Below are 22,940 nucleotides of genomic sequence, written 5' to 3' on the forward strand. Positions count from 1 at the left end.
GGTTGACTTCAAGCGAACGCCGCGAATCCGTTTTGTCGGCAAAAGCCAATAGTCTTGTAATTTATGGGAAACGCCACAAAACCGCAGAATTCCAACCTTTCGCAAGCATCAACGCCGCAGGGGCGTTCGAAGGCCGCCGCCGACCTGAAGCTGTATAACACGGCCACGCACGAGGTGTCCGCGTTCACTTCGATCGTGCCCGGCAAGGTCGGCATCTACGTCTGCGGCGCGACCGTGCAAAGTTCGCCGCATATCGGCCATATCCGCGCGGCGGTGGCCTTCGACATCGTCCGTCGCTGGCTGGAAAAACTTGGGTTTGAGGTCACGTTCATCCGCAATGTCACCGATATCGACGACAAGATTTTGGACAAAGCCGCGGCCGCCGGCCAGCAGTGGTGGGCACGCGCCTATTATTACGAGCGCGAATTCACCCGTGCCTACGACACGCTCGGCGTGTTGCCCCCGACCTACGAGCCCCGCGCCACCGGTCATATCGGAGATATGGTCGACCTGATCCAACGTTTGATCGACCGCGGCCACGCCTACGTCATCACCGACAAAAACGGCAAACCCACCGGCAACGTGTTCTTCGACGTGGCCAGCTGGCCGCATTACGGCGAGCTGACCCACCAGAAGCAGGGCGCCGGCGAGACCCACGATGCCGCAAGCGAGGTCAGCGACAACATGGGTCCCAGCGTCGACCAGTCCGGCGATGACAAATACAACCCAGTCGACCCCGCCGATTACGACCCGGCCAAGCACGATCCCCGCGATTTCGCACTGTGGAAGGCCTCGAAGGAAAGCGATCCGGAAACCGCCCGTTGGAAGACGCCGTTCGGCACCGGCCGTCCGGGCTGGCATATCGAATGCTCCGCGATGAGCCACCGCTACCTCGACGGCATGTTCGACATCCACGGCGGCGGCCTCGACCTGCGCTTCCCCCACCACGAAAACGAGATGGCGCAGACCCGCGCTGCCGGCTACGAATCCGCCAACGTGTGGATGCATTCGGCCTGGGTGACGGCCAAGGGCGAGAAGATGTCGAAGTCGCTGGGCAACGGGCTTTCCGTGCCGAGCGTGCTCGCGCAGAACTCGGCCTGGGTGGTGCGCTACGCGTTGGGCGGCGTGCAATACCGTTCCATGCTCGAGTGGAGCGACCAGACGCTCGCCGAAGCCAACGCCGCCTACAAACGCATCATGAACTTCATCAATGGTGCCGGAAGAGCACTCAAGAAAGAGAATCGTCTCTCTGAAACATTGCCCGGAATTGAAGATAATGGCCAGCCAAACAGCGAATGCTTCAAGCGCATCAACGCGGATGCATTGCCGGAGGACTTCACCTCGGCGATGAACAACGACATCAATGTTTCCGGTGCCTTGGCGGCGATTTTCGTTGATATTAAAAAAGGCAATTCATTATCGGGGTACCTTTCCAACATCAAGGCAGTACGAAAATTCCTGACAGAGAAAACGGACCAACCCGAAGCTGCAGAGCAAGAACTTCTGAGCCGGATGACGGACATCGTCTCCGAATTGGGCAGGACGGAACCGCAACTCAGCGGGAAACAGCTCCGGGAAAAAGCCGTATCATGCTTCAACCAGCCTGCAAAAGAGATACTTCAACAACATACGGGCAAGAATTCCATGCCTGCAAGGCTTCCCGATAACCTCTTCTACGTCTTTTACGATACGGCTTATCCCCAAGAAAATTCGGACATCAAGAGCCTTGGCGACCTACAACGCACGGAAGAACAAAAACTGGGCGAAACCCTGATCGGTGTGCGCGCGATGCTCGACACCTTGGGTCTGGACCCGTTGGCCGAGCCTTGGAATACGACTACACCGGCAAGCGGTGCCAACACCCAAAACACCGACGCCCAAGCCGAACACCGCCTGCTTAATCAGCTGATCGCGCACCAGCTTGACGCACGTAACGCCGCCCGCAAGGCCAAGGATTTCGCGGTCGCCGACAAGATACGCGACAGCCTGGGTGAACTGGGCATCACGGTTGAAGACAAGCCGTCCGGTTCCGCCTGGTCGCTGAAGTAATCGGCAACCGGGCGCCTTGAAAACCCTGCTCATATTCCGTGAAACGTAATACAATAATGGCAAAAATATAGCGCCAAGCCACCGGCAACATGTCGACATTTCGTCACGAGCATCCCCTTCCCTCCCCTCTTTATTCGGCGAAGGAAGGGGATTCGCGTTTTATCGGCTTTAAGCTCAATCACACTCGCCAACCCCAAGAAACTTCGAAGCAACGGCGAACGTTGCACGTAACACCTGCGCATTTTATATCTTCCGTCAGCCTTCATATACGAAAAATCGAACAACCTCTGATTTTCGCGGCTTATAAGGCGAGAATCGCGTGTTGGTGTTAAATAAAGGCAGATACGTTTAAACGTCAAATTTTGACATAGCTCTCGATAAGCATTCGTTACAGCAATACTTAATTAGACAAATAAAAGTAAATAGCCGAACAAATATAGGAATTCCAATACTTTTCACCTATCAATAATCATATTTTGCAGGACGAGAAATATAGTATTTATCCGAATTATGTGTTACACTTGAGACAAACGTAAAATGTTGCCGTTGATGTGGAGCCGCCATAAAGGTTACACTCACACGGCTTGCATACGAAAAGAGCTGATGAAATGCGTAAGAATCTTAAAGTGGTGCTCGGGACGGTGATTGCCGCCGCGATGCTGAGCGTTCCCGTTATCTCGCAGGCCGCCAATCCAGAACCCGACCCCGCCGGGCAAGGCGACATTCTAGCTACGCAAACTGCAGGCAACGATGCTTCCGCAGCGGCGACGCCCTCAACGATAGGTACACCTTCGACGCTAGGTGCGCCTTCAACAGCAAGTGCCCCTTCAACGTCGAACACGCAGAGCAAAAGCGACTGCACCGACGCAACCGGTGCGATGAGCCATGGCAAGTGGACGGTGTCCCACAGCGCCGAATACAACGGCGAGTGCACGCTCACCTTCACCGCCACGGATCCGAACGTCGAGAACGACTTCACCAGCTTCAAGTCCGACAGCCCCGACTCCCCCTACGCACACATTTATACTCGCACTCCGCAGTTCCAGCGCGTCAAGCACATCGTCTTCGACGGCGTGAACAAGACGAAGCTGCCGGAGAACTCGAGATTCCTGTTCGGCGACTGGAACTGGGGCGATGGCGGTTGGGAGCCAGGGAGTTCATTGGTATCGTTCAAGAGCAACAACCACGTCGACACCAGCGAAGTGAAGAACATGGAGGGGCTGTTCCAGTCCGACCACGACCTGAGCGACCTGGACCTCAGCGGCTGGGACACCAGCAGCCTGCAGACCATGAGGTCGATGTTCGACAACACCTCGATGAAGTCGCTCGACCTGAGTGGCTTGGACGTCAGCAACGTCACCGACATGAACCATCTGTTCTACAATCTCAATTCCATCGAGTCGCTGGACCTGAGCGGCTGGGACACCAGCAAAGTCATCGACACGAATGAGATGTTCTTCGGCACGCACATCCACACCCTCACCCTCGGGCCCAAGACCAGGCTCGATCTCATCTACAACCAGTGGGGCGGCAATCCCACCAGGGTGACGAAGCTGTCGGACGGCACCAGCGGCGTGACCGAAGCAACCGGTGACACAACCACGATTACAAAGTGGAATCTGCGTAACAAGATACTCAGCGATGTCAACCGCGCCGGCACCTACACCGTGGGCGCGGTCACGAACCGCACTTTCACCCTCAACGCGAATCTGCCGCAAGGCTATACGGCCGATGCCACCGCGGAAGGCTTTACCGCCGATGCCAACGGCAACCTGACGCGAGTCTTCCCCATGACCAACGCACAGGGCGTGCCGATGCCGACCTACGACGCTGACGGTAACATGACCAACCACAACATCTCGCACAACATTATGTCCAGCAATCCCGCAGTTCCTGCCGATCCGTTCACGCTCAAGGCGAACGAAGGCACCTCTGACGAATACACGTTCGAAGGTTGGAGCGAGGGCCCTGCGTCTACCACCGCGACAGTCAAGAGCGGTGACACCGTCGACTTGCTGAACAGTGATGTCACCCTGTACGCCGTATGGAAGCTGGTGCCTAAGCCTGCACCGGTCGTACCGCCGACGACGCCAAGCGAACCGGCCCAACCTACCGAGCCCACAAAGCCGACTCCCGGTACTTCCAAGCCGACCAAGCCTGCACCTAGCGATGGTGAGCAGACTCCGTCCGAGTCCAAGCCCGACAAGATCGACAAGACTCCTTCCAAGAGCCCAGCCGCTGACGCTACGAAGCAACCTACCAATACGGTGAGGCCCAATGCTCCGGCAATCCCGATTGCCACTTCGCCGGTTTCCCTGCCGATGGTCACCAATGCGCCGGCCGCTCCGCAGAGTCGCATCCAGCGCGCTGTTCCTCAGGTTGCGCCCCAACAAGCCGCACCCGACCAGAACGCAGACTCCGCTCCGAACGTCATCGGCGAGAAGAACGACCAGAAGAAACGTGCATGTGCAGCAGCCTATCTGCAGAACGGACTGGTTTCGCCTGCTGCATACGTCCAGTGCAGCGCTGAAGGCAATGCCAACGCAACAGCGACTGTGTCTCCTACGGCCGCACGGAGCAATCCGGCCGTTGGCATAGCAATGCTGGCCATGCTGATTGCTTTGGCGATGTTCGCAGGTATCTTCATGCGCCAGAACAATCTGTTGATTGCCCGTCACCATGAAGACGTGCAGCACTAAACCAGCTGTCTGCCTGAAAGACAGCGATATATAAAGATATAAAAGGAATCTTCCTGGCAAGCGAACAGCTGCCAGGAAGATTCCTTTATTTCTCCTTACGAACCGGTAGAATAGGGCTCATTATGGCAGCATTCAGTTCTTTGACAGACAGGCTCTCGGGCGCGTTCAAGCACCTCAAGAGCAAAGGCAAACTCACCGAAGCGGATATCGACGGCACCATCCGCGAGATTCGCCGCGCCCTGCTGGACGCCGATGTGGCGCTCGACGTGGTGCGTTCCTTTACTTCCCGCATCCGCGAGCGCGCGCTCGGCGAAGAGGTCTCCAAGGCCCTGAACCCGGCGCAGCAGGTGGTGAAGATCGTCAACGAGGAGCTCACGCAGATCCTCGGCGCCGGCGTCGACCGTCCGCTTGCCTTCGCGAAGAACCCACCGACCATCATCATGCTGGCGGGCCTTCAGGGCGCCGGCAAGACGACGCTGGCAGGCAAGCTCGGCTATTGGCTCAAGGACGCGGGCCACACCCCGCTGCTGGTCGCGGCCGACTTGCAGCGGCCGAACGCGGTCACCCAGCTGCAAGTGGTTGGCGAGCGTGCCGATGTACCGGTCTACGCTCCCGAAAAGGGCGTGCAGTCCGACGGCGGCGAGGCCGTTGCGGCTCCAGGACAGACCACCGGAGACCCGGTGAAGGTCGCCCGCGACTCAATTGCGTACGCCAAAGACAAGCTCTACGACACGGTCATCATCGATACTGCAGGTCGTTTGGGCGTTGACGAGGAGCTGATGGCCCAGGCCCGCGATATCCGCGACGCCGTCAACCCCAACGAGATCCTCTTCGTCATCGACGCGATGATCGGCCAGGACGCGGTGCAGACCGCCGAGGCCTTCAACAAAGGCGTGGACTTTACCGGCGTGGTGCTCTCCAAGCTCGACGGTGACGCACGAGGCGGTGCGGCGCTTTCCGTCGCGACGGTCACCGGCAAGCCGATTCTCTTCGTCTCCAACGGTGAGGGCCTGAAGGACTTCGAAGTTTTCCACCCCGACCGCATGGCCTCCCGCATCCTCGACATGGGCGATATCCTCACCTTGATCGAGCAGGCGCAGAAGGAGTTCGACGAGCAGGAAGCGATGGAGTCCGCCCAGAAGATGGCGAAAGGCACCTATGGCCTCGACGACTTCATGGAACAGCTCGAGCAGGTGCGCAAGCTTGGCTCAATGAAAAGCCTCTTGGGCATGATTCCCGGCATGGCCGCACATCGCAAGGAGCTCGAGGCCCTCGACGAGCACGAGATCGACCGCACCGAAGCCATCATTCACTCGATGACCCCGGCCGAACGCCGCGATCCCTCCATCATCGACGGCTCCCGTCGCGCCCGCATCGCATACGGTTCCGGCAACACCGTCTCGGCAGTCAATGGCCTGTTGCAGCGCTTTGAGCAGGCGGCGAAGATGATGAAGCGTATGACCAACAAGGTCGGCGGCGGTATCCCCGGCTTCGGCGGCCCCGCCATGGGCGGCGGCTACGGCGGTAAGAAGAACAAGAAAGGCAAGAAGAAGGGCAAGTCCAAGTCGGGCAACCCGATGAAGCGCGAGGCCGAAGAAAAAGCGTTGCGTCAAAAACTCGCCGGCAAGAAGAACTCCGGCGGTTCCGCTTTCGCCAAGAAACCGCAGAACCCCGCCCTCCCGGCAGGCCTGCAGGAAGCCATGCAAGCGGCCGGCAGCGACGAGAACGGCACCCCGAATCTCCCGCCGAACTTCGGCGGCGGCCTATCCGGCCTGCTTGGCTGAACCACTCTGACTGCGGTCGGCTTGCGCCGGCCGCGCATTTCCTTTTTCGTCGCCGGCGGACAGGCATGGCGCATTCCCTATCAAGCCTTGAAGGAGGGTCCATGTCCATCGCACTGTCGGTGCTGCTCGTCATTGTCTCCCTGTGGTGGGCGTTGCGCTTTCTGCCGGCCGGCGCCGACGGGCACGGCCCGCTGCCGTATCTCATCGCGTTCGTCCGCTTTCTCTGGATACCGTCGGTGATCATTCTGGCGGCAGCGCTTGCACTCCAGCATTGGGCCGTCGCCGTCTGCGCCGCGATAGTAACCTTGCTCACCGGCCTGTTCGCCTCGCCTTGGTACAGAGTCAAGAATCATTATTTCGCCCGACAAATCCAAGCTCGAACGCAGGAGCAATCACAATCTCAGGAGCAATCACAGCAACACGAACCGCTGGAACACCCGAACGGCGACGGTTCCTTTACCGTCATGACGCTGAACTGCCGTTACGGTCTCGCCGACCCACAGGCCATCGTCGACGCTATACGCGGCAATGACGTATCCGTATTGGCCCTGCAGGAACTCACGCAAGACCTCGTCTCCGCGCTCGATAAGGCGGGCATCAACGAACTGCTCCCCTACCGTCAGCTCGGGCGTGCGCAGAAAAGCGACAACGGCGGCTTCAACGGCATTTTCTCGGCGGCCAAGCCGAGTGCACAAACCGAGCGCACCGTCGACATCGCCGCAGCCGACGTGCCGTGCTGTGCAATCGAGGGAGTGACCGTGTACAGCGCGCATCCCAAATCCCCGATGCGCGGCTGCAGTCAATGGGCCAAAGGCATCATCAATCTTGCAACGCTGACCTCCCAAACGTCCAGTGACAGCGCATACACGCCCCTGGACACAAGCAACGGCGAGAGCCTTGCAAACAGCCAAATGCACCGAGCCAAAACGGCGGAACAGACCGATAGCCCACAGCCCGGCCCGCAAAGCGAGACGGCGCGAAAGCCCGAAACCGTCATCATGGGCGACCTCAACTCCAACATCGACCACCCCAGCTTCCGAGAGCTGCTCGACGCGGGGCTGTGCGACGCGGGTCTCGCCGCCTCGCACGCCCACGCCGCGAGTTTCCCGCAATGGCTGGTTTGGCCACGCCTGGAACTTGACCATATCCTGACTACCTCAGGCATCCAATCGTCGCAGGTACGTACCCTGGCCATCCCCGGAAGCGATCATTTCGCACTGCTCGCCCAGCTACGCCGCATATAGCCGCTCCATGTTTGCTAGTAGCAAAACGCGAGCCTTATCCGACAATATTACGAGCCGCTTTCCCGGATGCGGATGCATCGCTAGACCCAAGCAATATGCGGCTTTTATCGGTTGAATCTTTGTCCTGAGACATCCTCCGAAAGCGTATAAAACTAGACATACCGTATCTGTCTATTGACTTTATACGAGAGTGTCCATATGCTGTCCTTTTGGTTGCTATGCAGACGACTTGAAACGATACTAAAAGTATGAATTCAATGTCGAATGCAAAGAAGGATATTATGAACGACACACAAAATGCAGACATTCAATTCAATATCTCCGTTAGCAAAGACCAGCTCGCACTTATGAAACGGGCTGCGGCACTTGAGGAGAGACCAGTTGCGGACTGGGCGGCGGACAAGCTGCTCGAGGCCGCCGACCAGAGCGTGGAGCAGGAGGTGACGCTTCAGGAGGTCAACGAGGAATTCGACAAGATCCTCGCGACTTTCGAGGTCCCCGCGAACGTCTGATACGAGCGGATATTCCTCCAATAGATGAGTTACAGACGGTTTCAAAGAACCGTTGATAGTTGATTTGTTGAGGGTGGCATCCTTTTTCCACAGGATGCCACCCTCTTTGATACCCTATTGCGCAAGACGGGTTATAAATCGGAACACCGGATTTGCATGGTTACCGCGTAAAAACCATCTTTTTGAGTCCTTTAAGCGTTTTTCTTTCTGCTGTCGTTTCGCCTAATCTGCTTCAGACGCGACTATTCAGATTACTGTCGACGCGCCGTTACCCACAGCCCGCTTAATGCAGGCGTTTTGCCGCCGCTTCGATTTCGGACCTTGACGGGCATGTGGCCGGCCCCGTATGTCTTGTCGACAGTGCAGCAGCACAGTTGGCAAGCTTCAATGCCTGGACGATATCGTCCGATTCAAGCAGAGCCGCACACAAGACCCCTGCATGGGTATCCCCGGCACCGTTCGTATCCACGGCATTGACTTCTAGCGCCGGAATATGTATGACATCTTGTTTGCGGTCGTCACGTCCATCGCAATACCATGCGCCCAAAGCGCCGACACGCACGATAACGGGATCGCCGAAATACCGGGCAAGCGAGCGGCACTGCCCTGCGTAATCCCTGTCCCCACAACCCGCATCAACGCCGAAACGCGAACAGAGAATCGCAGTCTCGCGCTCATTCATCGTCCATATCGGATGCAGACCGCGTAGACTCCGCAAAGATTCATCGTCGATATCGGCAATCATGGGGCTGGTGTCAAATACGACATAGCCCTTGCTCCATCCCGCGTTTTTCGCGGCAAACCTTCGTGTCGCCTCGGCGTTCTTTTTATGGCAGAACGAATATCCGCTCAGATAGACCACATCTCCGGCAACAAGCTCGATATTCTCGTAGGAATCTTCCGGCACTTGCGTCTCGGCGCCTCTGGTCGACACAAACGTGCGTTCGCCGTCGGGTTCGGTCATCGCGATGCTGTAACCGGTGTCGATGTCCGGCAATTGAGCCCCATCCATGCCGACACCGATCGAAGACAAAGCCCTGCGAGCTACATCCGCCATCGGACCGGTACCGACGGCACCCAGATACGACGCACGCGCCCCCATCTGCCGGGCGGCGTATAGCACGTTGTAACCACCGCCGGCGCTCATCGCCTGATTGGTCGCGAAGATGTCTCCCCCGCGTTCGGGCAGATGATCGACGGACAGCGTCAGGTCCACACACACCTGAGCCAGATGAAGCAATTCAGGTTCACGCATGTTCGACCTCTTTCTGATCTGTTTGCAGCGTATTCCGTTGCGTTCCAGGCCCGCCCGGCTCTGTTTCAGACGTATTCCGTTGCGTTCCGGGCCTACCCGGCTCTGTTTCAGACGTATCTCGTTGCGTTCCAGGCCCGCCCGGCGCTACTCTGCCCACGGACTGTTTCGTTTCCTTTGCTTCGTACGCACGGATCCGAAGCAACGGTTTCACCGATTTCGCAAGCTCAAGATGCGAGACGGCGGCGACTTGCCCGGTCAGCTTTTCCGGGAACGTGTCCGCCCCGAGCGCAGCGCCGAGCATGGCTCCACAAATGGCGCCGATCGTGTCGGTGTCCCCGCCGATATTGGCCGCGGTAAGCAATGCCTTCAACGGTTCGCCTGCATAGCGATATGCCAGCGCGAAAGCCACGGCAACCGACTCATCGGCTTCGACCGACGTGCCGAATTCCAAGCGCAGCCGCTCGACGAACTCATCGTCGTCGCCGATACTCTGCGCGGCCTTGATAGCGGATTTTGCACGTGCAACGACGCTGGCCTTCGGACTCCAAGCGGCCTTCTCATAAGAGGCGTTTTCGGCCAGCCTCAACGCGAGATCCAGCGAGATTCGCGGCGTTTCTCCGGAAACGCCGAAGCTGACGGCGGCGGCGACCAACAGCGCGCCTTGGAAACCCGGAACGGTGTTATGCGTCACCCGGCAGGATTCATAGACGTAATCGGCGAACGACGGCCGGCCCGCATCGTGGGCGATACCCACCGGCGCCACGCGCATCGCCGCGCCGTTCGTCGTGCCCGTGCGGCCGGTCTTGCTGATATCCGCGCCGTTCCTGACCTGCTCTAGCGCCAGTTTCGTGGAAGGCCCAAGCAGATCGAGGGAACCGCGACGTTTCATATCGTCCTCCCAAGCCAACAGCTTGGCAGCCAGACACGCGGGATCGATATGGCCGCGTCCCTGCGTGATAAGGCCCGCCACCAGAAGCGCCTGTTCGGTATCGTCGGTCACCGAGCCTGCGGCCATACCGGGGGCGATCGGCTGGTCGGCTATCGCGTCCACCAGCCCTGTCACCTTGCCGTAGGCCGCCCCAATCCATTCGTGGCTCATGCTCTGCGTCGGCATACCGATGGCGTCACCGAGCGAAAGCCCCCGCAAAGCCCCCAGCGCTTGGTCTTGCCAGATATCTGAACCGACCTCCATGTCATTGCCTCCGACTGATTCTCATTAACGAACTATAAATCTAGTCATAAAATTTAGTCATTCTGACCATAACTCAAGCTCCAGCCACGCTCAAGCAAGATTCCGAGCCGGAATGCGAGCAAAGATATCTATCCAGCGGGCGAGCTATAGTTGATAAGTTATTCACGGGTGCGGGGCCCTCTCATTCCCGCAGGCCGTGAGGGACAACGCGGATTCAAGCAAGTATGCCCCACATACGAGTGCGAAACCGCAATGATACCTACAAGGAGAGCCACAATGGCTACCAAGATTCGTCTGAAGCGCATGGGCAAGAAGTTCCACGCTGTCTACCGCATCGTCATCATGGATTCGCGCAAGAAGCGTGATGGCAAGTCGATCGAGGAGATCGGACAGTATGATCCGAACCAGCAGCCTTCGCTGATCAAGATTGATTCTGAGCGCGCTCAGTATTGGCTCGGCGTCGGCGCGCAGCCGAGCGAACCTGTGCTGAACCTGCTGAAGATCACCGGTGACTGGCAGAAGTTCAAGGGTCTGCCGGGCGCCGAGGGCACGCTGAAGACCGCCGAAGCCGGCCCGGATGCCGCCGCTCGCGTCGAGGCCGCTGAGGCTGACGCGCAGAAGCGCAAGGCCAAGCAGTCCGAAGCCAAGGCTAAGGCCGAGGCCGAGAAGGCCGCCGAAGCCGCCAAGGCTGATGAGGCGAAGGCCGACGAGGCCGGTGCTGAAGAAGCTGCCGCCGAAGAGACCGAGAAGGCTGAGTAATCATGCTCGCGCAAGCTGTGGAACATCTCATTTCCAATATCGTCGACTTCCCCGATGATGTGTCGGTGAAGTCCCACGAAAACGCCCGCGGCGAACTGTTGCGGGTGCGTGTGAACCCTGAAGACATCGGACGCGTGATCGGCCGCTCCGGCCGCACCGCCAATGCCATCCGCTCTGTGGTGCAGGCTCTGTCCGACCACAAGGTGCGCGTCGACATCATGGATGTACGCCGGTGAATCGCGACGAAACCATTTCGCAGCAGGCAGACCCTCAGCAGCGTGAACTGTTGAGGGTCTGCCGTATCGGGCGTGCGCAGGGGCTCAAAGGCGAAGTCAACGTTCGCACGTTTACCGACGAACCGGAACGCCGGTTTGCCGCCGGGTCGGTGTTGACCACCAAAGACGGCGAGCGAACCTACACCGTCGCCCACTCACGCACGTTCAAGGATCGATGGATTCTGCATTTCGAAGGCGTCAGCAACCGCGACGCTTCCGAGGCCCTGAACGGTTTGGAACTGTACGTCGAGGCCGACGATCCCGAGGAAATGGCCGAAGAGGACGCCTGGTATCCCAAGGACCTTATCGGACTCGAGGCACGCGTCGTGGACAATCCGGCCAACGGAATCAGTGCGGCAAAAGCCGGACAGATTATCGGCAAGGTCGTGGACGTCATCGATGGCCCTGCACAATCGCTGCTGAAAATACGCTTGACGAACCCCGTTATCGAGCAGAAAGACGGAAGTTTTAGTGCCGCATCAGCCCCCGAAACCGACGAGGAAGACAACGAGAAAAACATCAACACCGCTTTGGTCCCATTCGTCGATGAACTCGTGCCGGACATCGATCTTCATAGCAACCGCATCACCATCGATCCGCCAATCGGTCTGATTCCCCTGCTTTGAGCGCCGTCAATCGCGTCCAATCTCCGCCATCAGTTTTGAATTCGTCATTTTATCCTCTCTTGGTGCCACCAAGCAACGGTTTTTCTCTAAAATCATGCACATTTCTGCGATTTAGAGGGGTCTTGGTGCACCAAGTACCCCCTCAATCACAAGAATGAAGTCTCAATCTCATTTTTTTGGGGTACTTGGTGCACCAAGAACCCTCTAAATGAGTGTTTTCACACAATAGACGATGCGTGGCGCAACAATAAGACCACCATGAAACATCATGGACCGCTTATTCGAGCTCTGATCTCTTCATGCTCGCCGACGGATGGGCATGCGATATGGTTGAAGACATGAAAATCGATATCGTGTCCGTGTTTCCCGAATATTTCGAAGCCCTCAACGTCGGCCTGTTTGGCAAAGCCATCGAGCGCGGACTACTTGACGTGAAGACGCACGATCTGCGCGACTGGACCCACGATGTGCACCATTCCGTCGATGACACCCCGGTCGGCGGCGGCGCCGGCATGGTGATGAAGCCAGAGGTCTGGGCCGAATGCCTGGATGATCTGCTTGGGATGGAACCAGTTGATATCGCGGATAATGACACTGCGGCAAGACCATCCACCACCATCACGGCCAAAGATGATGGTCACGGAAAAGTATCGGCAACATCGACGAGCTCGGACGATATCGACAAGGCAATAAACCAATCCCGCTCGATCGATCGCGACGGAATTGAACCCACCAACAGATTGAATTTAACCGCAAACGACGAAACAGCGGGAACAATCGTAGACAACATCACGATATCGTCGCCGGCCACCGGAACCTCTGCCGCCACGGTTAAAAACAATCCGGAAGACGGCTCGCCGGCTCCGAGTGCGACACAGCAAGAACACAGCAAACCAATTCTTATTTTCCCGAACCCTTCGGCCCCGCTGTTCACACAGCGCGACGCGACCGAGCTTTCGCGGGCCGGGCACCTGCTCTTCGGTTGCGGACGCTACGAGGGTTATGACGCACGAATCCCCCGCTATTACCGGGCCCAGGGCGTCGACGTGCGCGAATACTCCATCGGCGACTACGTGCTGAACGGCGGCGAAGTGGCCGTCTCGGTAATGCTCGAGGCCATCACCCGCTTGATGCCCGGATTCATGGGCAATCCCGACTCCATCGTCGAGGAGTCCTACACCGGCTCGAACGCGCTTTTGGAACACTACCAGTACACGAAACCGGCCGTCTGGCGCGGCATGGGAGTGCCCGACGTGCTGACCAGCGGCGACCACGGCAAGGTCGACCGTTTCCGCCGTGACGAGGCCATCGTCCACACCGACAGCCTCCGCCCCGACCTCATCGAGCAACTCGACTGCACGGCGCTGGACAAGGCCGACCGCAAAACCCTGATGGCGCTGGGCTGGGAGGTCTCCGGCCCTCACCCACGTAAGCTAGATGCCTAATGCTCCTCAAAAGCAATGGTAATCCGACGTCACTTACTCGCGCTCGATGTAGTAGACCGCGGTTTCGCCGTAATCACGCTGGTCGGCGGTGTGCCAGCCTTCCGGAAGCGTCAATGGGTCGGAGCGGGTGGAGCGCTCGAAAACGATAAGCGTGCGCTCGTCTGTGGCCGGGGACGCGGCCAGGTCGGCGATGAGCTGGTTGCATTCCTCCGTGGTGAGGGCGTAGGGCGGATCGGCGAAGATGACGTCGAAAACCGGGCCGTCGTAGCCAGGGGCGAAGCGCTCGGCGCGTTTGCGCATCACACGGGCCTTCATCGTGCGGGCGCCCCAAGACCGGTTGCGCTTGAGATTGCCCAGCGTCTTGTCGATCAACGAGGCGGCTGGGCCGGCCGATTCCACGGCCACCAGCTCGTCGGCGCCTCGCGAAAGCGCCTCGATGCCCAGCGCACCGGTTCCGGCGAAGAGGTCGAGCACGCGCCCGCCGTCGAGTATCCCCCAGGCCTCGAGTTTCGAGAAGATGGCCTCTTTGGTCCGGTCGGTCGTCGGTCGGGTGCCCGGCTTGGCCTTCGCCAGCTCGAACCCTTTGAATCGTCCCGCAATCACACGCATATTCGCCATCGTAGCCTGTCACGGCGATAGCTGCGTTGCAAGCCCACATCACTCAAGTGCAAAAAGTGCGAATTAAGCAACCTAAACAGCACCTTTCGCACACGCAAGCGCAAAAAGTGCCAACTGGCACCATCAACTCGCACCTTTCGCACATGCAAGTGCAAAAAGTGCCAATTAGAAACGGCAATTCGCACTTTTTACACATGAACGCAGGAGCGGCACACGTCGCATCAGTTGCTGAGGATCTCCGACTCGCCGCCACGGGTGAAGTCGAGGACGGCACCGGCAAGTTGAGGTTGGTCGCCCAGCGTCGGGTCACGCTTGAGCAGCACTTCGGCAGCCTCTCGTGCGTCGGCGATGATCTTGGCATCCTTGACCACGCGCAGCAGCTTCAGGCCGGACTTGCCGCCGGACTGGGCGTCACCCAACACGTCACCGGCACCGCGCAGCTCAAGGTCGGCCTGTGCGATTTCGGCGCCGTCGAGCGAACCTTCGATGACCTTCAGCCGCTGCTCGGCGATGCTGCCCGGCTCGCCGCGCGAGACGAGGAACGCCCAGGAATCCGTGCCGCCGCGGCCGACGCGTCCACGCAGCTGGTGCAGCTGGGAGAGGCCGTAGCGGTCGGCGTCGAAAATAGTGATGCAACTCGCCTGCGGCACGTCCACGCCCACCTCGATGACCGTGGTCGCGACGAGAATCGGCGTCTTGCCCGACTCGAAATCGGCCATCACCTGCCGCTTGGTTTCATCGTCGTCACGCCCGGTCAGTGTCGCGAATGCGATGCCCTTGAACTGCGGCAGGCTCGAAAGCCGGTCTGCGATCTCATCGACAGCGTGCAGCGGCGGTTTCGGCTCGTGCGGCGTGCCATCACCGTTTTCGTCGCCATAATCGTCAATCTCCACGAAGTCGTCCCTGTTTTCTTCCTCCGCACGGCCAGACCTTGCCGCCTTCGAGCCACCCGTTGAAGCTTCGTTCTGCGCTTCGTCGGCATCGATGCGCGGGCAGACGATATACGCCCGCTCCCCCGCGTCGATGCGGCGGCGGATGTGCACGAACATCTGGCCCATCGTGCGCCCGTCGGCCTCGGGCACGATGAACGTGCGAATCGGCTTGCGACCGCCAGGCAACTCGGTGAGCCACGAAATATCGAGGTCGCCGAACCACGTCATCGCGGCGGTGCGCGGAATCGGGGTGGCCGTCATCACCAGCAGATGCGGCGTCTTCTCGCCCTTCTCACGCAATATCTCGCGCTGCTCGACGCCGAAACGATGCTGTTCGTCGATGACCACCAACGCCAGGTTCGGCGCCTGGAACATCTTGGAGAACGCGGCGTGCGTGGCGATGATGATGCCCGGCTCGCCGCTGGCCGCGGTCGCGAGCGCTCTGCGTCGGGCCGCCAGTTTCATGCCTCCGGTCAGCAGCGTCACCGGGATGGCCGAGGAATCGCTTTCAGATTTATCTGTATTATTTTTCTTGCCATCGACGTCCCCGTTGCCGTCATCGTGATCAGCGCCTTTTGCCGACTTACCGGAACCGCCGTCGGCAAGCTTGGCAACCATACCGCTGATAGTTTCGAAATGCTGCTCGGCGAGCACCTGTGTCGGCGCGACCAACACGGCCTGATTGCCGGACCCGACGGCCTGCAGCATGGCTGCGAGCGCCACCACGGTCTTGCCGCTGCCGACCTCGCCCTGCAGCAGCCGCTGCATCGGATACGCGCGGCCCATGTCCTCGCAGATGGTGTCGATGACGTCTTGCTGGCCGCCGGTGAGCGTGAACGGCAGCGAGTCAACGAACCGGCTACGTAACCCAGAATCCTCGCATTCGAAAGTCTCGGCCTTGCGAGCGTTTTCACGGTTCTGCAGCACGGAGACCTGCGAGACGAACGCCTCTTCATAGCGCAGCGTCGCCAGCGCCTTATGGAACGCTTTCGTCGACTGCGGGTCGTGGATGGCAGCGAACGCGTCGGCCCGGTGCATCAAATGCTTTTCTGCGATGACGTCCTGCGGCAAAATATCGGGGATTGCAGCGCGTAAGGCAAGGGTTTTCGACTTGCTATCGGCGGCTTGATTATCGGCAATGTTATCAGCCTTGCCAGCGTTATCGGCAACGGCGTCATCAGCCACTGTATTATCGACAGCGTCATCATCGCCCACACTTGTCGACGACATAATATTACGCGTGACAGAACCACCTTCGACACCGCCGGTTTCCTGAAGTTTCGCCTCACCGCTGGCACGCAAGGCATCGAGCATCGCAACAATGGACTCATGAATGTGCTCGCTCGAAATGCGGGAAGTGGCATGGTAGACCGGCCGCGGCCGGCAGACGTGCTGCAGGGCCTCGTAGGCGGTCGAGGCGTCGAATCTCAGAGCATTGACATTGACATTGGCACGCGCGGCCGCAGCGGCGGAAGACAAACGTGCACTGCCGGCAACGCCTGAGCGCGCACCAGCAGAAGCGGACGAACCGGCAGCCTGCGCGTTCGACGTCGGCTGGGAATGCGAAGCTAAAACGCCAGAGCCGGCAGCAACGGCATCGGCATTTCGACTTCCATCGGCTTGGTTGGAAATATCATCGAAAGAAAGTTCGCCAGCACTTACGGAACCCGGCATCGCGGCCGGACCAGCGAAAACGTTTGCACCTTCCGGCATCACCGTAAGCACTTCAGGGTGGGTGAATTGCAGCTGGCCGTTGAATTCGGTGGGTGTGCCGGCGAGCACAACGTCGGCTCCGGAATGCAGACGACCGCTCATCCAGTCCATATACTGCTTTTTATGCGAGAAAAAGACGAGCCGGCAACTCGACCCGGCCACCTGCCGGCTCGCGGCGAACGCACCGTCATCGACGACGGCTTCCAACCGAAATCCCCTACGTCCACCCATCGGGATGACCCGCGCAAAGCGCACCACCGCCGCAAACGCCATCGGCATGCCGGCCTTGGCCTCACGGATGGAACGCCCCGGCACCGGCTCGGTGACACGGAACGGATAGTAGGTCAACGCGTCGCCCACGCTCACCACCCCGAGCCCTTTGAGCGCACTGACCCGCCGTTTGTTGGCGATCAGCGAGGAAATCGGGGTGTTCAGGGTGACGGTATTGCTCATGGTTCCATTCTATTGAAGCCCGACGAACGGCTTGAAAACCTGACATATCTTGCCTTGCATTCGACGACATCACTGCATAAAAACAAGAACCCGATACATTCATTTGTATCACAAACTAGCTGAAACCGCCGTTCACTACAGAAATCCCGCACAAGCCGACAGATACGTTTCGCGATATAGCCATATTGGCCTAACCACAAAATCTATCCGCCGACTCGTGCGGGATCATGAAGCCGTTTATATGGCGACTACCAATCGCCACTGGCTAACTCGTCAGCGCTTCGAGGCGTCGTCCGACTTGGTCTGGCGGGCCATGCCGAAGGAGACCACGAACGCTACGACGGCCAGCACCAGCGCGAAGGTGAAGCCCCAGCGCGAGCCGGTGACGAAGGCCATCGCCTTGCCGCCGGTGTGCGAGGAGGCCTGGCCGGCCGCCAGCAGGATGGTCGCTACGGCGGTGATGACCGCGCCGAGAACCTGCTGCATGGTGTTCAAAATGGTGGAGCCGTCGGTCGACAGGTGCTGCGGCAGCGAGGCGAGCGCCGAGGACTGGGCCGGGTTCATCGCCATCGGAATGCCGACCATCAGCACGACGTGCGCGAAGATGATATAGGCGATGGAGGTGGTCGGGCCGGCCAGCATCAGCAGGATGACGCCGATCATGGAGAGCACCAGGCCGCCGCGCACAAGCCACTTCGGTCCGACGACGTCGAAGAGACGGCCGGAGAGCATGGATACCAGCGCGTTGACGACGCCGCCGGGCAGCATCACCAGGCCGGTCATGGCCACCTTCACGCCCATGCCGTTCTGCAGCTCCTGCGGCATCAGATACATGGTGGCCAGGGTGATGCCGAAGTTCATCATCACGATCAGCGCACCGATGGTGAACTGGCGGATGCCGAGCGCATGCAGATCGATGATCGGGTTGGCCATATGCAGCTGGCGGTAGCTGTAGAAGGCGACCGCGAGAACGCCGATGACGAGAATCAGGATGACCTGCCAGGTGAAGCCGAGGTCGCTGATGAGGCTCACGCCGAGCACCAAGCCGCCAAAGCCCAAGATGGAGGCGATGCAGGAAATCAGATCGATCTTCGGGCGGGTCAGCGCGTAGGCGTTGACCATCCAGATGGCGGCGGCAACGAACGCGAGCGCCGCGATCAGGGCGAAGAAGTAGAAGATCGCGCGCCAGGAGAACGCGCCGATGAGCGCGCCGGAAAGGGTGGGGCCGATGGCCGGGGCGAACATGACCACGAGGCCGGCCATGCCCATCGCGGCGCCGATCTTGTTCAAGGGGAAGACCTCGAGGATGACGGCGAACATCATTGGCAGCACCAGACCGGTCGAGATGCCCTGGATCATACGTCCGATCAGCAGCACGATGAACATGGACGTCGGTGCGAAGCCGGAAATCAACGAGCCGATGAAGAACATCGCCAGCGCGAAGAGCAGCAGCGGCTTGGCCGGAATCCACTTTAAGAGCAGGCTGGTGAACGGCAGGACGATGCCGATGACGAGCATGTAGCCCACCACCATCCACTGCGCGGTACCCGGGCCGATGCCGAAGCTCTTGCTCAGGTCGGGCAGCGCGATGTTCATTGCGGTCTCGCTGAGCATCCCCAGGAACGCCCCGAGGTAGAGCCCGAGCATCGTCAGGTTCGGGTGCTTGACGTCCACGCGCGCCTTCATCGCGCCTTTCGGTGTCTGCGACTGTTCATTATGCTGCGTTTTCCCGTTTTCGGGCGCAACTGTCTGCGACATGGTAGAACCCATGTTTGTTCTTCTCCATTTCATACCCGCGTCTTATCGCCGTTTACGGTTGCACGGGCCATTCGTGTATCGCGCCTTGAAGCGCGCTTCCATTGCAAGGGTGACGCAGGAACGCGTCCACTTTATTGGCAGGAACCCCTCAATTCCCAAAGCAAAATTTGATTATTAGCGTGCCGTTGGACAACCACGTCAGCGCCCGGCATAACGTGAGCCTCGCCACGCCGCCGTATTCCGCTAATAGTCACTTCTTGCGCGCGATACGAGGTCAGCTGTGTAAAAAGTGACAATTAGCTTGTCTATTTGTCACCTTTTGCACATATCCGCCAAACGGTGCCGCGCCAAGGCATGAAAAACCTCCGACGCTGAAACGTACGGAGGTTTTCAACATTGTTTTCCTCTCGGCAAACGGCTAAGCCCCGTTTACGACTTGGTCGTTGCGATTGCGTCAGCGGCGATACCCACTTCGGAATTCGCAGAGGTTTCACCTTCGGCCTGTGAGCTCTCCCCAAGCAACTCATGGTCTTCCTCGGAGCGAACCTCGTCGTTTTCGTCGTTCAAGTTGTCCACAGGGAACTTGAACACGAGCGTCAGCAGGAAGGCGACCACCATGGCGACCACACAGGAAATCACGTAGGTCACGAAGCCGCGACCGAAGAAAACCGGCAACGTGGCGATGCTAGGAAGCGCGAAAGCGTGGGCCTGGACACCGGAATATCCGGCAATGGCGCCACCCACTCCGCCGCCGATGCACACCGCGGCAAGAGGCATCTTACGCGGGAGGTTCACGCCGAACATAGCCGGTTCCGTAATGCCGAACAAAGCCGAGATACTGGCGGAAATACACGTCGTCTTGAACGGCGCGTCATGACTTTTGAGCATGACGGCCAACGCGGCTCCTGCCTGGGCAAAGACGGGAGGACCCATCAGAGCGAGTACCGTATCGTGCCCGGAAACCGCCAGATTGTTCATGCCGATGAGAATCAGGCTCCAATGGAAACCGAAGATGACCATCGGCTGCACGGCAGCGCCCAGCAGCAAGCCGGCGACGATCGGCGAAAGCGCATACACCCATTCGTATCCGGCAGCGAGGCCGTCACCGACCACTTTGCCGAACGGTCCGAACAGCAGCAATGTCACCGAGCCCACGAACAAGACGCAGATAAGCGGCGTGAGGAATCCACGAATCACTTCCGGCAGGACCTTGTCGAGCCACTGCTGCACAAAGCGCAGCAAACCAATCGCCAGAATGATGGGCAGCACGCTTGAAGCGTATTTGACGCCCAACATCGGAATGCCGAAGAAGGACAGCGTAGTGCCCTTTTCCTGCACTTTCACAAGCGCCGGATACAGCATCAGGCAGGCGATGACGACGGCGATATACGGATTGGTCTTGAATTGCTTGGCGGACGTGTACGCGAGCATGACGGGCAGGAAGGTGAACACACACGACGCCATCGCGTCAAGCACTAGATACGTATTGCCGGAAGCGTCCAGTACCTTGCAGCTGGTGAGGATGATCAGCACACCTTTCATGATGCCCGCCGCGGAGAGCAGGTTCACAATCGGCAGGAAAATCCCGGAAATACCATCGATGACGATGTTCAGAAGACTCTTTTTCTTGGCCATGTCATTCACTCGCTTTGAAAGTTGTTGACCAGCACCTTGCCTTCAGGCACCTTTTCCTCTTCGTCGTTTTCGCCGTTGGGCGTTTGTTTCGACTTTTCGATCGACCCGTCCACATCTTCCTTGTTGACGAAGTACTCACGTTCGTCGACGCCGCGCAGATAGCATTGCAAGGCGCCCACGAGGTTGGCGTCATTGCGGAATTTGCAGCTGACCACATCCGCTTGGGAGACAAAGTACGGGCAGGTCGCATACAGCTTCTGCAGATTGGCGCGTATGGCTTCGATGAACGCAGGCTGAGCCGAGATGCCACCACCGATGGCAAACCGTGCCGGATCGACGATGTTCTGAATATTGAATATCTGCACCGCGATGTCGTGGGCATAATGATCCAGACAATCCAACGCCTCGGGCTCCCCCGCGTTCACCGCTTCAAAGAATTTCACGCCATCCATGGAATCCGGATCCACGCCCTTGATGTTCGCATAATTCGCGCACAGGGCAGGCGTTCCACATTGGTTGCCCCAAACCCCCTCACGGGTCGGCCCTTCATCGCGCGAAGTAATGATGTAGCTCACTTCGCCGGCCGAGAAGTGCGGGCCACGATGAAGCACATGGTTCTTGATGATGCCGCCACCGATCATGGTTCCAAACAGCAGGACAAAGCCATCGCTCACATCCTTCAGCGCGCCCACGGTCGCCTCTGCGGTGGCCGCGCACTTCGCGTCGTTGTCCATCACGATACGCACCGGGCAATGGCTGAACAGCTCATGACGAAGATAAAAATCGTCGTTGTAGCGCAACGCTCCGCCCATCGCGCAATATCCCTCGTCCGAATCAATGATGCCCGGCATCGAGATGGCAATGCCCTGTACCCCGGGCTCCTGCTTGAAAAGCTGAGTCAACGCCGCAATCAATTCATCACGACCTTCCTGCGGGGTGGGAATCGACCCACGGGAGGTAATCGAGCTGTTCTCCAACATATACGCATATTTGATATTGGTTCCGCCGATATCAATGGCCAGAATTTTCATGATGCATCCTTGCGTTATCCATACCTGTTATTCGAGTTTCAGGGCACAGTACGCCCCGGAATTTCGTAAAAAGTTGATTTTGAAGGTGCAATGCCAAATCGGCACCGACCGCGCATTGCGCCTTGAAATGTTCGTCTCGTTGTGTTGACGTCGGTTTGCCGGCAGCTTCATTGGCTAAAGCCACCGGCGGAACCGACAATCTTGATAACTACGATGATATGGAGGAGACATCCCCCATACCATCGAGGCGACTACGACTACAGAGTGGCCATAGTCTTTCCGGAGCCGACAAGACCTTCGAAATCGGCCACGAAATCATCTACTGCCGCATCGATTGCAGCGTTCTTGGTCAGCGAGTCGATGACCGAAGACGCTATCGTCGCAGCGCCCACACCATGAACTGCCAGGTCAAGCACCTGCTGCGAGTTCTTGAAGCTCGCCGCGAGGACTTCGCAATGCAGGTTGTTGGACTTGAAGATGTCATGAATCTTGCACGCGACGCCGACTCCGTCGTAACCCATATTGTCGATGCGGTTGATGTACGGGGCGGCATACACTGCTCCTGCCTTCGCCGCTATGAACGCCTGCAAAGGCGTATAGATCGCGGTCGCAGTCACGTTGATGCCTTCGCCCGACAACTGCTTGATGGCCTTGAACCCTTCCGGAACGCTCGGAACCTTGGGAAACGTGTTGTCCCCCAGCTCCTTGACGATCCGATGGGCATCGGCGACCATGCCTTTGGCGTCTCTGGCGACCACCTGCGCGTGCAGCTCGCGATCCGGCCCGATAATCGAGCGAATCTCGTGCAGCACCTCGAAAGGCGGGCGTCCGGCCTTCGCCAGAATCGAGGGGTTGGTGGTCACACCATCGATCGGATAATACTCGACCAAGCGTTTGATGGCCTCGGTATCCGCATCATCAATGATGAGTTTCATGGTTATTTCCTTTCATTGCCAACAG

The 22,940-nt window shown here is 58.7% G+C and carries 17 protein-coding genes; 9 read left to right on the forward strand and 8 right to left on the reverse strand.

Going from position 1 to position 22,940, the window contains the following annotated elements:
- Positions 1-63 precede the first annotated feature (63 nt).
- The 5 genes from cysS to OZX75_RS05775 all read left to right on the forward strand — a co-directional run bounded on the left by cysS (position 64) and on the right by OZX75_RS05775 (position 8,288).
- On the forward strand, positions 64-2,049 hold the full coding sequence (gene cysS / locus OZX75_RS05755) for a cysteine--tRNA ligase (RefSeq protein WP_277145711.1): 1,986 nt from the start codon (positions 64-66) through the stop codon (positions 2,047-2,049).
- 608 nt (positions 2,050-2,657) lie between these two features.
- Positions 2,658-4,748 (forward strand): BspA family leucine-rich repeat surface protein, encoded by a 2,091-nt coding sequence (locus OZX75_RS05760; RefSeq protein ID WP_277145712.1) that lies wholly within the window; start codon positions 2,658-2,660, stop codon positions 4,746-4,748.
- Positions 4,749-4,870: 122 nt separating this feature from the next.
- Positions 4,871-6,532: a signal recognition particle protein gene (ffh, locus tag OZX75_RS05765; RefSeq protein WP_277145713.1), complete on the forward strand. Its 1,662-nt coding sequence runs from the start codon at positions 4,871-4,873 to the stop codon at positions 6,530-6,532.
- A gap of 101 nt (positions 6,533-6,633) precedes the next feature.
- The gene (locus OZX75_RS05770) at positions 6,634-7,776 is read left to right on the forward strand and encodes an endonuclease/exonuclease/phosphatase family protein (protein WP_277145714.1); all 1,143 of its coding nucleotides are present in this window, start codon (positions 6,634-6,636) and stop codon (positions 7,774-7,776) included.
- 281 nt (positions 7,777-8,057) lie between these two features.
- A complete protein-coding gene (locus tag OZX75_RS05775; RefSeq protein ID WP_277145715.1) occupies positions 8,058-8,288 on the forward strand; it encodes a type II toxin -antitoxin system TacA 1-like antitoxin in 231 nt (76 codons plus the stop codon).
- Between the two features lie 283 nt (positions 8,289-8,571).
- Here the strand turns inward: OZX75_RS05775 and OZX75_RS05780 are convergent, their stop codons facing one another.
- The gene (locus OZX75_RS05780; protein WP_277145716.1) at positions 8,572-9,543 is read right to left on the reverse strand and encodes a PfkB family carbohydrate kinase; all 972 of its coding nucleotides are present in this window, start codon (positions 9,541-9,543) and stop codon (positions 8,572-8,574) included.
- Positions 9,536-10,735 (reverse strand): ADP-ribosylglycohydrolase family protein, encoded by a 1,200-nt coding sequence (locus tag OZX75_RS05785; RefSeq protein WP_277145717.1) that lies wholly within the window; start codon positions 10,733-10,735, stop codon positions 9,536-9,538. The genes OZX75_RS05780 and OZX75_RS05785 overlap by 8 nt, the downstream gene beginning before the upstream one ends.
- Before the next feature lie 276 nt (positions 10,736-11,011).
- Between OZX75_RS05785 and rpsP the strand changes: the two genes are divergently transcribed.
- The 4 genes from rpsP to trmD all read left to right on the forward strand — a co-directional run bounded on the left by rpsP (position 11,012) and on the right by trmD (position 13,840).
- Positions 11,012-11,494, forward strand: a complete 483-nt coding sequence (gene rpsP, locus OZX75_RS05790) for a 30S ribosomal protein S16 (protein WP_277145718.1) — start codon at positions 11,012-11,014, stop codon at positions 11,492-11,494.
- Between the two features lie 2 nt (positions 11,495-11,496).
- Complete coding sequence (locus tag OZX75_RS05795; protein ID WP_277145719.1) at positions 11,497-11,730, forward strand: RNA-binding protein; 234 nt, start codon at positions 11,497-11,499, stop codon at positions 11,728-11,730.
- Between the two features lie 14 nt (positions 11,731-11,744).
- Positions 11,745-12,395, forward strand: a complete 651-nt coding sequence (gene rimM, locus OZX75_RS05800) for a ribosome maturation factor RimM (RefSeq protein WP_277147455.1) — start codon at positions 11,745-11,747, stop codon at positions 12,393-12,395.
- Positions 12,396-12,733: 338 nt separating this feature from the next.
- The gene (gene trmD / locus OZX75_RS05805; protein ID WP_277145720.1) at positions 12,734-13,840 is read left to right on the forward strand and encodes a tRNA (guanine(37)-N(1))-methyltransferase; all 1,107 of its coding nucleotides are present in this window, start codon (positions 12,734-12,736) and stop codon (positions 13,838-13,840) included.
- A 33-nt stretch (positions 13,841-13,873) separates the two neighbouring features.
- On the opposite strand, the gene rsmD is transcribed toward trmD, so the two are convergent.
- The 6 genes from rsmD to OZX75_RS05835 all read right to left on the reverse strand — a co-directional run bounded on the left by rsmD (position 13,874) and on the right by OZX75_RS05835 (position 22,915).
- Positions 13,874-14,449, reverse strand: coding sequence for a 16S rRNA (guanine(966)-N(2))-methyltransferase RsmD (gene rsmD, locus OZX75_RS05810; RefSeq protein ID WP_277145721.1), 576 nt, complete (start codon positions 14,447-14,449; stop codon positions 13,874-13,876).
- Between the two features lie 230 nt (positions 14,450-14,679).
- Positions 14,680-17,556, reverse strand: coding sequence for an ATP-dependent DNA helicase RecG (locus tag OZX75_RS05815; RefSeq protein WP_277145722.1), 2,877 nt, complete (start codon positions 17,554-17,556; stop codon positions 14,680-14,682).
- 273 nt (positions 17,557-17,829) lie between these two features.
- Complete coding sequence (locus OZX75_RS05820) at positions 17,830-19,326, reverse strand: MFS transporter (RefSeq protein ID WP_277145723.1); 1,497 nt, start codon at positions 19,324-19,326, stop codon at positions 17,830-17,832.
- A gap of 417 nt (positions 19,327-19,743) precedes the next feature.
- Entirely contained in the window at positions 19,744-20,949 is a 1,206-nt protein-coding gene (locus OZX75_RS05825) for a PTS transporter subunit EIIC (protein ID WP_277145724.1), read from the reverse strand.
- A 5-nt stretch (positions 20,950-20,954) separates the two neighbouring features.
- Complete coding sequence (locus OZX75_RS05830) at positions 20,955-21,980, reverse strand: ROK family protein (protein WP_277145725.1); 1,026 nt, start codon at positions 21,978-21,980, stop codon at positions 20,955-20,957.
- 257 nt (positions 21,981-22,237) lie between these two features.
- Positions 22,238-22,915, reverse strand: coding sequence for a transaldolase family protein (locus OZX75_RS05835; protein WP_277145726.1), 678 nt, complete (start codon positions 22,913-22,915; stop codon positions 22,238-22,240).
- Positions 22,916-22,940: the final 25 nt, after the last annotated feature.

The sequence above is a fragment of the Bifidobacterium sp. ESL0800 genome (genome assembly GCF_029395355.1).
Classification (GTDB): Bacteria; Actinomycetota; Actinomycetes; order Actinomycetales; family Bifidobacteriaceae; genus Bifidobacterium.